Annotated in this window: 11 protein-coding genes and 1 other RNA gene; 9 read left to right on the top strand and 3 right to left on the bottom strand. The window is 45.9% G+C overall.

Features of this window, described 5'->3' with window-relative positions:
* Nucleotides 1-52: 52 nt before the first annotated feature.
* Together H6F56_RS27055 and H6F56_RS15635 are read left to right on the top strand one after the other, a co-directional pair.
* Entirely contained in the window at nucleotides 53-790 is a 738-nt protein-coding gene (locus H6F56_RS27055) for a rubrerythrin family protein (RefSeq protein WP_199312875.1), read from the top strand.
* Nucleotides 791-1,473: 683 nt separating this feature from the next.
* A complete protein-coding gene (locus H6F56_RS15635) occupies nucleotides 1,474-2,904 on the top strand; it encodes a ribulose bisphosphate carboxylase small subunit (protein WP_190669725.1) in 1,431 nt (476 codons plus the stop codon).
* Between the two features lie 77 nt (nucleotides 2,905-2,981).
* Here the strand turns inward: H6F56_RS15635 and H6F56_RS15630 are convergent, their stop codons facing one another.
* The gene (locus tag H6F56_RS15630) at nucleotides 2,982-3,542 is read right to left on the bottom strand and encodes a 2'-5' RNA ligase family protein (protein WP_190669723.1); all 561 of its coding nucleotides are present in this window, start codon (nucleotides 3,540-3,542) and stop codon (nucleotides 2,982-2,984) included.
* Between the two features lie 30 nt (nucleotides 3,543-3,572).
* On the opposite strand from H6F56_RS15630, the gene H6F56_RS15625 reads away from it, so the two are divergent.
* The 4 genes from H6F56_RS15625 to H6F56_RS15610 all read left to right on the top strand — a co-directional run bounded on the left by H6F56_RS15625 (nucleotide 3,573) and on the right by H6F56_RS15610 (nucleotide 5,027).
* Nucleotides 3,573-3,839, top strand: a complete 267-nt coding sequence (locus H6F56_RS15625; protein ID WP_190669720.1) for a YciI family protein — start codon at nucleotides 3,573-3,575, stop codon at nucleotides 3,837-3,839.
* 22 nt (nucleotides 3,840-3,861) lie between these two features.
* An RNA gene (gene ffs / locus H6F56_RS15620) (signal recognition particle sRNA small type) lies at nucleotides 3,862-3,958 on the top strand.
* 95 nt (nucleotides 3,959-4,053) lie between these two features.
* Nucleotides 4,054-4,422: a phasin family protein gene (locus H6F56_RS15615; protein ID WP_190669718.1), complete on the top strand. Its 369-nt coding sequence runs from the start codon at nucleotides 4,054-4,056 to the stop codon at nucleotides 4,420-4,422.
* Between the two features lie 194 nt (nucleotides 4,423-4,616).
* Complete coding sequence (locus H6F56_RS15610; RefSeq protein WP_190669717.1) at nucleotides 4,617-5,027, top strand: hypothetical protein; 411 nt, start codon at nucleotides 4,617-4,619, stop codon at nucleotides 5,025-5,027.
* Nucleotides 5,028-5,216: 189 nt separating this feature from the next.
* On the opposite strand, the gene H6F56_RS15605 is transcribed toward H6F56_RS15610, so the two are convergent.
* Nucleotides 5,217-5,711 carry a peptidoglycan-binding domain-containing protein gene (locus tag H6F56_RS15605; protein WP_190669715.1) on the bottom strand — a complete coding sequence of 165 codons (495 nt, stop codon included), beginning with the start codon at nucleotides 5,709-5,711 and terminating at the stop codon, nucleotides 5,217-5,219.
* A 338-nt stretch (nucleotides 5,712-6,049) separates the two neighbouring features.
* Here H6F56_RS15605 and H6F56_RS27355 point away from each other — a divergent pair, with 338 nt between their 5' ends.
* Both H6F56_RS27355 and H6F56_RS15595 read left to right on the top strand, forming a co-directional pair.
* The gene (locus H6F56_RS27355; protein ID WP_416360995.1) at nucleotides 6,050-6,160 is read left to right on the top strand and encodes a Z1 domain-containing protein; all 111 of its coding nucleotides are present in this window, start codon (nucleotides 6,050-6,052) and stop codon (nucleotides 6,158-6,160) included.
* Between the two features lie 255 nt (nucleotides 6,161-6,415).
* A complete protein-coding gene (locus H6F56_RS15595; RefSeq protein ID WP_190669713.1) occupies nucleotides 6,416-6,760 on the top strand; it encodes a type II toxin-antitoxin system PemK/MazF family toxin in 345 nt (114 codons plus the stop codon).
* A gap of 67 nt (nucleotides 6,761-6,827) precedes the next feature.
* Here H6F56_RS15595 and H6F56_RS15590 read toward each other — a convergent pair whose 3' ends face one another.
* Entirely contained in the window at nucleotides 6,828-8,834 is a 2,007-nt protein-coding gene (locus H6F56_RS15590) for an alpha-amylase family glycosyl hydrolase (protein WP_190669711.1), read from the bottom strand.
* A 191-nt stretch (nucleotides 8,835-9,025) separates the two neighbouring features.
* On the opposite strand from H6F56_RS15590, the gene H6F56_RS15585 reads away from it, so the two are divergent.
* The gene (locus tag H6F56_RS15585; RefSeq protein ID WP_190669709.1) at nucleotides 9,026-12,688 is read left to right on the top strand and encodes a hydantoinase B/oxoprolinase family protein; all 3,663 of its coding nucleotides are present in this window, start codon (nucleotides 9,026-9,028) and stop codon (nucleotides 12,686-12,688) included.
* Nucleotides 12,689-12,691 lie beyond the last annotated feature (3 nt).

Raw genomic sequence — 12,691 nt, 5'->3', positions numbered from 1 at the left:
GGTAGGGAAAACTTGCCCGGTGAGGAAAACACAAATCAAGGGGAGAACACTTATGAGTCCAGACTCATCCAACGAAATGGATCTGTCAAATTCTAATACCTTTAAAAACTTAGAAGCTGCCTTCGCCGGCGAATCAATGGCGAATCGGAAGTATCTATTTTTTGCAGAAGTCGCCCGTCAATTAGGGTTTGGGGAGATATCCAAGTTATTCAAAGAAACAGCAGCGCAAGAAACAGAACACGCGTTTGCCCACTTTTCTTTGTTGCATCCAGAACTCGCTGTAAAAGATGCAGCCGGTTTATCTGACGCCCAAAAGCACGAAATTATGTCTCGCTGTCTTTCCCTAGCAGTTGAGGGCGAGACGTATGAATACAAGACAATGTATCCGGATTTTGCAGCAGATGCTGAGCGAGATCGCGACAGTGGCGCGGCAGATGAATTTAAAGCTCAAGCAGCGGAATCTGCAGAGCACGCACAGATGTTTCGGCAAGCAGCTCAACGTTTTGGATTGCTCAAACACATAGAGCAATTCCATGCAGAGCGTTATACAGAAGCGCTACAAGAATTAGAGGGAGAAAAGCCGGCACCGAGAGTTGTCAGCGATAACCCAGCTACCAGTCGCTGGATCTGCAAAAAGTGCAGCATGATTTACGATCCGGCTGTTGGCGATCCAGATTCAGGAATTGCTGCCGGCACACCTTTTGAAGAGATTCCAGAAGATTGGGTTTGCCCGATTTGCGGTGCTACTAAAAAGATGTTTACACTCATGGAAGAGAAGGCAGCAGCATAATTAAAAGGTCAAAAAACAATTTCTCTTTATAAGGGGAAATTTTGGGTACATCCCAGTTGGCAAAAATATTTGGAGCGGGGGCTTCTTGCTGGCTAGCTGTCATCTGGAGCAGCAAAATGCTCCCACTCCAAATTGACAAAAATAGGATGCACCCGGCATTTTTTTGTCATTTCTTCTTTTGTTAGCTGTAACTTTTTAAACTTTAATTGCCTATAAAAAAAAAATAATGCTATTTCCATAAATTTTAAATTTAAAAACAATAATTCAAATCGTTAGATTAAAATCATTTTTCCATAACCAAGCTGTTGAATAAATCGACATAAAAAATTTTATCCTATTTTGTATTAATTATTTTATTGCTAAATCTACAAAAAGGGGGAAGGACTTGCGCCGTATCCTGTGCGTGTCGGTCACTCGAGTTTATATGAGTTCCATAAGCGCAAATAATATCTGAAGTGCCTAATCGCTTATCAAGTAGATTAAATAAAGCCGAGGCCGGTTATGCCTTGCTTTGACAGAGGTTATTGATTGCCTCCATACGGTTTATTTGTCAAAACTCTTGAGTTCGCTTTTTCGTAGCTGTGGATTGGTACTGGCTATTAAGAAAAATTCTACAAACCTGTCATTTTGTCATAAAATCTTAACAATAAGGGAAATCAGAGCGAACGCTAAAAATTAGACCAATGACGTATTACATTTCTCCCCGTTTTTTAGATAAAGTTGCGGTTCACATCACCAAAAACTTCTTAGACCTTCCGAAAGTACGAGTTCCACTGATTCTCGGCATTCATGGACGCAAGGGAGAGGGCAAAACCTTTCAATGCGAACAAATTTTCCAAAGGATGGGCATTGAAGTCATTCATATGTCTGCCGGCGAGTTGGAAAGTCCAGATGCGGGAGATCCATCACGTTTGGTTCGCCTGCGCTATCGGGAAGCAGCAGAGTTAATTAAAGTGCGCGGCAAGATGTGCGTATTAATGATTAACGATTTGGATGCCGGTGCGGGGCGGTTTGACTCAACCACTCAATACACGGTGAACACACAGATGGTGAACGGCACCCTGATGAACATTGCCGATAACCCCACCAATGTGCAACTCCCTGGCAGTTATGATTCCACGCCTCTACACCGTGTCCCCATTCTTGTCACCGGCAACGACTTTTCCACCCTATATGAGCCGCTGATTCGGGATGGACGGATGGAAAAATTCTACTGGGAACCAGACAGAGATGACCGAGTTGGTATCGTTTCCGGTATTTTTGAGCAAGATGAACTTTCTCGCAAAGACGTTGAAAAACTTGTTGATACATTTCCCAATCAAGCGATTGATTTCTACGGTGCGTTGCGGGCGCGGCTTTATGATGAGCAAATCCGAGAATTTATTTACAAAACAGGAATTGAGCGGATTTCCTCGCGTGTAGCAAATAGCTCTGAAGGCAAGCCACAATTTCCTAAACCAGATTTCAGTTTGTCTCGCTTAATCGAATTTGGTAATTTGATGAGCCAGGAACAGCAACGGGTGCTGAAAACAGGGCTGGCAAAAGAATATAATCAAGTCTTGCGCTCAAATAATCAGCCGGGTAATCAACCGGCAAATCAATCGGGAAATCAACCTTCATCTTATCAGCCGGCAAATCAATCGGGAAATCAACCCTCATCTTATCAATCGGCAAATCAATCGAGAAATCAACCGACAAATCAATCCTCATCTTATCAACCGACTAATCAACTATCATCAACCGAGAGGGAAGCCCAAAAGGCGGTTGATCGCAATGAGATAGCAAATGATCCAACTCATGTTGCAGCTTACCAGCAGGTGACCCACGCCGGCAACGGTCATAATTCGCAACTCAGTACAGAAGTGATGGAACAGCTGCAACAAATTGTGCGGGGTGGCTATCGCCTTGGCATTGAGTATGTGGATCAGCGCCGGTTCCGGACGAATTCTTGGATAAGTTGTGCTTCAATTCCAGCTAATCAAGAGTCTGAAGCGATCTCAGCATTGGAAGCGTGTCTGCATGAACACAGTGGGGATTATGTACGTCTAATTGGGATTGAACCGAATAGCAAGCGCCGCGTTGTTGAGTCAATTATTCACCGCCCAAAAAGCTAGTAAAAAGTAAAGCGAGTTCGTTCCCAGGCAAGTGCCTGGGAATGACTGATGTGAAGCTAAAAGGCGTTATGTCTGCACTAAGAAGCCAGTTGAAATGGAAACTCAGTATTAATATTCCACTGCTTGCCATCATGAATTAGCAATGTCAGGTTGCCGGCTGTAAACTCAAAATGCAGTTCTCGATCCTGAAATTCTGGCCAAGCAGCTTTGAAATTTTGCCGGCTCAAGTCTCTAAAAGCAACCGTCATGTGTGGCGCATAAGGACGCTGTTTTGATTTGGGATCGGTAATGCCTAGGGTAGTTTCCAAATGCGTCATTAAGCCGGCTTGCAAGGTGAGCAAAGCCGGCGTTTTTATAACATTGACGTAGATGACGCGGGGGACAAAGGCAGCAAAGCCAGAGAGAGTAATAGGAATAGAAGGGCGTTCACTGGCAAATTTAGTCAAACACCCCTCCAACACCGGCACCTCCTCAGTCAGCCATTCAAAGGGTGGTTGCAGCGTGATATGGGGAGGAGATTTAAAAGCAGCGCGGCTGTCGTAGTGATCGGCAAAGTATTGCTTGATACCGTTGACATGGGTTCTAATGTCCTTGGGTGGCAGGAGCGCAATGAAGTAGCGACTTTTAGATTTGTCCATCACTAATCCCTACTAATCACTACTAATACGATGCCTTGGTTTGTCAAGATTGAGGAAGGAATTGTCGATAAATCTACGTTTGACCAGTATGTGCCAGCACACAAAGCTTATGTCCAAGACTTGATTGAGAAAGGACATAAGGCGCGAACCGGCTACTGGGCGCGACGTGGCGGCGGAATGCTGCTGTTTGAGGCAGCATCCAAGGAAGAAGCCCACGCGCTGGTTGCCCAAGATCCCTTAGTGAAAAATGGCTGTGTTAAATATGACATTTACGAGTGGTGCGTGGTCGTAGAGTGAACAGTTATGTTATAGTGTTATTGGCTCGGACTCATGCGATCGCAACGCCTAAATCTTGTCAGGACCGGAAGGTAGCAGCAACACGGGATGCTTGTGGTAGGCGTGGACTCCGGGTCACTTTTTTTTTACGCCTTGAGTCCAGTGGGCAATCAGCCAGCTTTAACTTTATGCTGGAATCATCAGATACTTGTGTTCTCAAGGAGCCTCACTAGCAATGGCTGGTTTAGGAGATATTGTTCAAAAGGCTTTTTACCTCGGCGTTGGGCTGGCTTCTTATGCCGGCGAGAGGGCCGGCAGCACGTTGAGCCAGCTGCGAACCCAAGCTCAAAAGCTTGCAGATGAAATGGTTGAGCGGGGCGAGATGACAGCAGAAGAAGCCCGCAAGTTTGTTGATGATATGGTGATTAAGGCGCAACAGCAGCCGCCGGCAGGAACAGCCACGAAAGAAGGGCCGGCTGAGCCAAGACGGATCGAGATCCTCGATGAAGAGGAACCATCAACACCGGAAACGAAAAAGGCAGATCACCTGCGTGATCAGGTACAAGCGTTGCAGGAAGAGTTGCGCCGGCTACAGCGCGAGTAGACTCACACAACAGGGATAGCAAAAGAGCCGATGGTTGTATTCCCTGGAAGAGATTACAGAGTGTGAAGATGAGTGCAGCAATCCACTCCACATTCCCTGATCACGGATCACAATGGAGAAAGAAGTGCAGGATTCCCGCTTTGCGGCTCAAGCTGCACTTTTATGATGTTTTTTAAGAGCAAGATTACACGCCAATGGAAGACTGGCAAAAAAGTTTTTTTGAGATGCTGGAAGAGGCGACTCACGAGGTTGAACAGTTCTTCATCGAAGTAACGGAAGAGGCGCTCGAAGCGGTCGATGCCTTCTTCGAGCTTTCTGAAGAAATTACAGCACAAGTACAGAATACTTTTGTCAATGATCTGGATCGGTTTTTGAATGAACTTGTCGAGCCGATGTTCGATGTTTATTTGGAACTGGAAGAATTAGATTTTACCGATCAGCCTGAACAGTTTGTGCATTATGTGGAACCCACGTCACAAAAACATCCAGCTTGTATGGGTTGCCGCAACTATCATGGTCATGTTTACGGGGGAAATTTGTTAGTTTGCGGGATGCACCCCAGCGGTTGGGATGATGCAAATTGTCCAGACTGGGAAACCCATTAAAAATGCCGGGGTAGCGATCACGATGTTTTGGATGGCTACCCCGGCACTTTTTAAGTTTATAGAAGTTAGCCGGCTCGTTAAGGAATGAAGCCGGTTTTATAATTTGAGAGTTATAGCGGCTTGCAGTTAGCTGAAAACCGCTATATTTACAGAACTGAAAACGCACTTGCTCAATGCGGTTTCCCGGAATTAGCAGTGATAGGGCGCGTAAATTCGGCTCAAGGCATACCAAGTTGAGCTGCCGGTGATGCCATCAACGGCTAAATTGGCATTTTTTTGGAATGCTCGAAGCCCTCCATCAGTCCCAGGGCCAAAATCACCGTCAATGGTGGATTTATAATTACCGGCATCTTTGAGGGCTTGTTGTAAAGTCATTACAGCCTGACCTTTACTGCCTTTACGCAACACCGGCATATTAATGGGTGCGCCGGTGTAGAGTGCTTGCCAAGTGATATTTCCCACAATTCCATCAGCTTTAAGGAAAACACGGCGCTGATAGGCTTTAACGGCTTCTAAAGTTTTATGTCCGAAGTGGCCATCAGCATTGATGCAGTAACCCCAATGAATCAGGAGTTTTTGCATTTCCTTAACCGCTTCTCCCTTAGATCCAAAGAGCAGTTGGGGTTTATTCAATTGAGCGGCAGCAGCTTGAGCTTGGATGGTTTGGTTATCTGTGGTTTGCATTGTTTTCTGGGTGGAGTGAATGTCTACATTTACCAAGGTAAGGGGTCACACCCATAGCCACCATCGCCTAATCAGTTCATCCAGTAGAAGGCTTTATCAATCGCTCCATCAGTTCACCCATAAGGATGAGGGTGGTCGGCAGATTGTTGAAGTATTTAGAGGCGCATTTCATCTGCTAGAGCCATACTATATTCCCATAAAATGCGCCGGCAGCTTACACTGAAATGACGTGAAAGACTCGCGCTTTGTTGCGAGCAACTGCACACAGCTTTTTGCCGGCTTTATTATGAAATGAAGCCGGTTTTATTATTGAGATTTTATGGACAATACAAAAAGTGATGGATACCGTGCATCAGCACGCACGGATGTATGGTTATCGTGAGAAATTAAAAGATGTTACCCATCTATTCTTGCCCAAGCACATATTAGAAGCTTTCCGCACTATCTGATCCTGAAGATTTAGATAAATGAACTAGAATAAAATAATTCAGAGGAAGTAGACAAACATGAATGCTCCACGCAGCAGCTAATAATCCAGCCTTTGATTTTCTCAAAGCCCCTAAATAAGATATTTAGAACTTTAGCGGATGACAAACCCTTTAATGACCCAGAATAGGCTAAATCAGTGATCAGCGCTTCTAATTTTATCTCCCCAACAAAGTCTGAAGAAGGCATTTACACCCTAGCTGATGATAAACCATTCCATGACGAAGGGTAAGATTTTCCTTGCGCTTTTTCCCTATGACGATCTATCAGCTAATAAGCTGCGTCCAACTGCTTGCTTAACGAACCCTTTAGGCTCACGCCAGCACATCATTTTGGCTTATATTACCAGTCCTATCCCCTCTAATTTGGTGGAAACAGACATCGTATTAGATACCACGCATCCAGATTTCGCAGCTTCAGGATTGCGAGTTCCATCCACCATTAGATTACACCAATTGGTGACGGTTTCTACCGCAGTCATCCATCGAGAATTGGGGGAATTGTCGTTAGACATACAAGCTCAGATTGCTGAAAAGCTTTACAAATTACTGAACGAAAAATAACTACAGGTAAAGCTTTTATCAAGCAGCGATCACGCTACTAAAACGTGATCGCTAACTTTTTCAATTATTAAACCATTGCGTAAACTTTCGCTTCCCAAGGAAAAATCCCTTCTCTACCGGCCCACTCATTTGGCACCATCCGATCTTGGGAAATTTCCTTCCACTGCTTGCCGGCAGGAATTCCCGGCCAATTCGGAACTTTATACTCTGAACCTGGAGGTGTGCCGTAATCAGAGAAATTGGCAACCACAACCACTAATTTATCAGCTTGATTGCCGCGCTGCCAGACAACAACTCGCTTTCCTTCGTTGAAGTCACAGTGAATAAAGTGGGTATCACTGACTGAAAAAGCCTCAGAAGTTGTGCGAAATTTAATTAATCTGGCGACATATTGAAAAATGCGCTGCCGCCAATCTTCTTTCACACGACTGTAGTTAACCGGATCAATTTGTTTGTGATTTCCATGTTCGTTACTGAGATCCAAATCTTGCTCATCTGCAAATTCATCGCCAGCAAAAATCATCGGAACTCCCACAGCCGTTAATAAGCAGGTAAATGCTAACTTAATGCGCGGTTCGGTGTGATCAATTCCATTATTTTTCAGCCAATTAAAGAAGCGCTCATTTCCCATGCCGCCAATATCGTGAGACGTTAGATAATTAACCGCCTCGTAATCATTGGCAAATCCTAAAAGCCGGCAGTCAATCAGTTTACGCACACTCCACTCAAAGCTGGATTCATCAAAGGCATTTTGACCTAAAATTACCCGCCGGATAATTTGCTTGAACTTTTCATTCCACAACCCATCTAGACGATTTTGCCGAACTAGAGACAGCGGAACACTTAACTCTTCACCTACAACAAGGAAACGCTCATCGGCTCCGTTTTGATTTCCCCAGCGTTCCCGCCAAAGCGAGCGAGAGAAGTTTTTAAATTCCTCTAAAAAGTCATAATTGCCAACATTATTCACGCTATCAAGGCGCAAACCATCAACGCGGTAATATTGCAGCCAGTGGGCGGCGTAGGCTTTCATGTATTCACGAGCCGGCACAAACCAAGATTTTTCTCCAGTTATTGGGTGATAACCTTCCACCCAATAATTATATTTGAATAAATCTCCTCCAAATCCATCTCGACTGCCTTGTTCTGGATCACCGGCACCCCATTTGATGTAGAAATCGAGAAAGCTAATATTGTGGTAAGGATTATTACGCGAAAAAGCCATCACCGCATCGACAAAGAAGCGCAAGCCATGCTGATGACAAACTTTAATTAAATTGGCTAAATCGGTTGAAGCGGTGGGTTCTGACTGATGATCTGGCAATCCTAAATCGAAATCTGCGGCGAAATAGTTGCCGGTGCCATAACCCCATTCCAGCTTATCGTCGCTATCGGATGGCGGCAGCAATTCCAGCGCATTCACACCGAGTTCGACAAGATGAGCGCGGTTTTTTACTTCATTAAGGGTGGGAAATGTTGGTGCGGTTTTGTCTGGGACTAATAGAGAAAGGACATCACGAAATGTGCCGTTGCCAACTACAATTTCAGCAGTTGAGTCAATTCGTGCCCAACGAGTCGGTAATTCGTAAATAACGAGCCGGTTATTCGTTGGCAGTGCCGGCAAATCTGCATCTCCTTCCCAGCTAACAGTTTGCCCTTGAGGATCACAGGGGACTAGCTGACCATTTTTAAATAACACCACACTGGCAGCATCGAAACTGGCAATTCCGCCGTTCTCTGCCGGCACCGGCGCGGGAAACCGCCGATCCACTGTCCAAGCCATCGGATCGGTGCAGTAAACGACTTGATAGGCTTCGCTATAAGGGGCGGTGTCACGAACTTTAAACCAGTAGTAATAAACTTGTCCGTCTTTTAAATCACACTCTTGTGCCGGCATTTCCCATAAATCGGAAAATTGCGCGGATTGTTTCAGCGGAATTTCTCGAAAATTGTCAAAAGTCGGTGACTCGGATGTTTTGAAAGTGCCAATGTAGAGTGCCGGTGTCGGTTCCAACGATCCCGGACGCCACAAAACAAAGTGCGTGGTTTTCCGAATGAATATATTGAGAGACATGATACGGCCCTTCTGGGTAAAAATGAACTGATGCGGTTTTCTGCTAACAGTTGCCGATTTCAGCAAACAAAATAAATATAAAGTGATAACAGTCGTTTTTACTCGTTTCGCAATGAACACTTCTCCAAATCTGAATAATCGCTAAAAAAAATAAATATAAACTCATAACAGTCGTTTTTACTCGTTTCACAATGAACACTTCCCCAAATCTCAGTAATCGCTGGCAATTTTGGATCGACCGAGGTGGCACGTTTACCGACATTGTTGCCAAACGCCCCGATGGGCAACTGCTGGTTCACAAGCTGTTATCAGAAAATCCTGAACGCTATAGCGATGCGCCAGTTCACGGAATTCGGGAGATGATGGGAATGGGTGCCGATCAACCGATTCCCTCAGATTCCATTGAAGTCGTCAAAATGGGCACAACTGTCGCGACAAATGCCCTGCTGGAACGGAAAGGCGATCGCACCGTATTACTGATTACCAAAGGCTTTGGGGACGCCCTTCGCATCGGCTACCAAAACCGGCCCGATATCTTTGCCCTGAACATTATCCTGCCAGAAATGCTCTATGAGCGCGTCATAGAGGTTGAAGAACGCTACAGCGCCCAAGGAGAGGTGTTAATTGCCTTAGACGAAGCCAGTGCAGCCGCCGCGTTGCAAGAAGCCTATGATGCCGGCATCCGTAGTTGTGCGATTGTGTTGATGCACGGCTATCGTTACTCGACTCATGAGCAGCGTCTTGCTGAAATCGCACAAGGAATAGGCTTTGCCCAAGTTTCAATATCTCACAAAGTTAGCCCATTAATGAAACTGGTAAGCCGAGGTGATACCACCGTCGTTGATGCCTATTTGTCCCCTATCCTGCGCCGGTATGTTGATCGAGTTGCTGCTGAATTAGGCAATTCTGTGAAGCTGATGTTTATGCAATCCAACGGCGGATTGACGGATGCCCAGCAATTTCAGGGCAAAGACAGTATTTTATCAGGGCCGGCAAGTGGCATTGTTGGGGCAGTGCAGACGAGCAAGATTGCCGGTTTTGGCAAAATCATCAGCTTTGACATGGGCGGCACTTCCACCGATGTCGCCCACTACAACGGTGAATACGAGCGAGAATTTGAAACTGAAATTGCCGGTGTGCGGCTGCGAACCCCAATGATGGCAATTCATACCGTGGCTGCCGGTGGCGGTTCGATTCTATTTTTTGACGGTTCCCGCTATCGCGTCGGGCCAGAATCGGCTGGGGCAAATCCGGGACCCGCTGCCTACGGGAAAAATGGGCCGCTGACAGTAACCGATTGCAATGTAATCACCGGCAAAATTCAGCCGGCATTTTTTCCCAAGGTATTTGGCCCAAATGGGGATTTACCGCTGGATGCAGAAATCGTGCAACAGAAGTTTGCCCAGTTGGCGCAAGAAATTGAGCAGGCGACGGGGGACAGCCGCACCCCAGAAGAAGTGGCGGCTGGGTTCCTGGCAATCGCTGTGGAAAAAATGGCAAGTGCGATTAAAAAAATCTCACTTCAGCGCGGCTATGATGTTTCTGAATATACTTTGTGTTGTTTTGGCGGTGCCGGTGGGCAACACGCTTGCTTAATTGCGGATGCACTGGGGATGAAACAGGTATTTATTCATCCTTATGCGGGGGTGCTTTCGGCTTATGGCATGGGTTTGGCTGATGTACGCGTGATTCGGGAACGGGCGGTTGAGGCGAAGTTAAGCAGTGAGTTGGTGCCGGCATTAAAACAAGCATTGGCAGAGTTAGAGGCCGAAGGAAAAGGGGAACTAACCACAGATGCAGGCAGCCTTAAGCAAATGGAGACGCTTAAGGTTTTGCAGAAGGTACGTCTGAGATATGAGGGGACAGATTCGGCGCTAATTGTCGATTTTGGCGAGACTGCGACGATGCGGGAGCAATTTGAGGAGGCACACCGGCAGCGTTATGGCTTTGTTCAACCGGAAAAAGCGTTAATTGTTGAGGCGGTTTCGGTTGAGTTGGTGGAAAAAATGGAGTCGCCGGCAGAGTCGGTGATTTCGCGGCGCACAGATGCAGTGCTGGTGCCGGTTGCTACAGTACAGATGTATACTGCCGCCGAGTGGGAGGAGGTGCCGGTTTTTCAGCGAGAAGATTTGCAGCCTGGGGATGAAATTGCAGGGCCGGCAATTATTATTGAAGCAACGGGGACGAATATTATTGAACCGGCTTGGCAAGCGCAATTAACTGAGCGCAATCATTTAATTTTGAATCGCAGATGCACGCAGATAAACGCAGATGAAGAAATTCCTGCTAATCAGCGGTTATCTGTAATTGATAAAGCAGATCCAGTAATGCTGGAAATTTTTAATAATCTGTTTCGGGCAATTGCTGAACAGATGGGAATTACGCTGCAAAATACGAGTTCCTCTGTCAATATTAAAGAACGACTCGATTTCTCCTGCGCGATTTTTGATGGCAAGGGTGAGCTAATTGCCAATGCCCCTCATATTCCGGTACATTTAGGCTCAATGAGTGAAAGTGTAAAAGCTTTAATTGCTGCACGTGCCGGCACGCTTAAGTCTGGGGATGTTTATGTGTCAAATAATCCCTATAACGGCGGCACTCACCTCCCAGATATTACCGTACTTACCCCCGTTTTCTCTCCCGCTTCCGCTTCCCCTCTGTTCTACCTCGCCTCACGGGGACACCATGCAGATATCGGCGGAATTACTCCGGGTTCAATGCCGCCAAGTAGCACGAGTGTGGAGCAAGAGGGTGTGTTATTTGATAACTTCCTTTTGATGAGTCAAGGAAAGTTTCAAGAAGAACAACTTTTACAGCAACTTGTTTCGGGAAATTACCCCGCACGAAAGCCGGTTCAAAATATTGCAGATTTGCAAGCACAAGTTGCCGCCAATGAGCGAGGTGTGAAAGAACTAGATAAAATGGTTGAGCATTACGGCTTGGAAACTGTACAAGCTTATATGGGTTTCGTACAGGATAACGCTGAGGAGTCAGTACGCCGTGCAATTGCAGTTTTAAAAGATGGGGAATTTACCTATCAGATGGATAATGGCGGTGAAATTAAGGTCAAAATTTCCATCGATCAATCCAGTCGCAGCGCCAAGATAGATTTCACCGGCACCTCTTCTCAACTTAACAGTAATTTTAATGCGCCGGCAGCCGTGTGCAAAGCAGCAGTTTTATATGTTTTTCGCACATTAGTCGATGATGATATTCCCTTAAATGCCGGTTGTCTTAAACCTTTGGAAATTATTATTCCTGAAGGGTGTATGCTGAATCCGCGTTATCCGGCTGCTGTGGTTGCCGGCAATGTGGAGACTTCTCAAAATATTACCGATGCTTTGTATTGTGCGCTGGGAGTGATGGCAGCCTCTCAGGGAACAATGAATAATTTTACCTTTGGCAGCGAACGTTATCAATATTATGAAACTATTTGCGGCGGATCGGGAGCGGGGACTAATTTTGCCGGCACCGATGCAGTGCAAACCCACATGACAAATTCTCGCCTCACTGATCCAGAGGTTCTAGAATGGCGGTTTCCTGTACTTTTAGAAAGTTTTTCTATTCGCCCCAATAGTGGTGGCAAAGGGCATTTTTACGGCGGAAATGGCGTCATTCGTCGCCTTCGTTTTCTGGAACCGATGACGGCTGGAATTTTATCAAGTCGTCGAATCATTCCGCCTTATGGTTTAGATGGTGGGGATGCCGGTGCTTTAGGAAAAAATTACGTGAATCGTAATGATGGAAGTGTAGAAGAATTAGGCAGTACGGCGGTCGTTGAAATGAATGCCGGGGATTTATTTGTGATAGAAACTCCGGGAGGCGGAGGTTATGGCTTCCCTGGAGAATTGTAACCG

This window comes from Microcoleus sp. FACHB-672, from assembly GCF_014695725.1.
Classification (GTDB): Bacteria; Cyanobacteriota; Cyanobacteriia; order Cyanobacteriales; family Oscillatoriaceae; genus FACHB-68.
The sequence above is the reverse complement of the archived record's forward strand: the minus strand, read 5'-3'. Positions and strand labels throughout refer to the sequence as shown.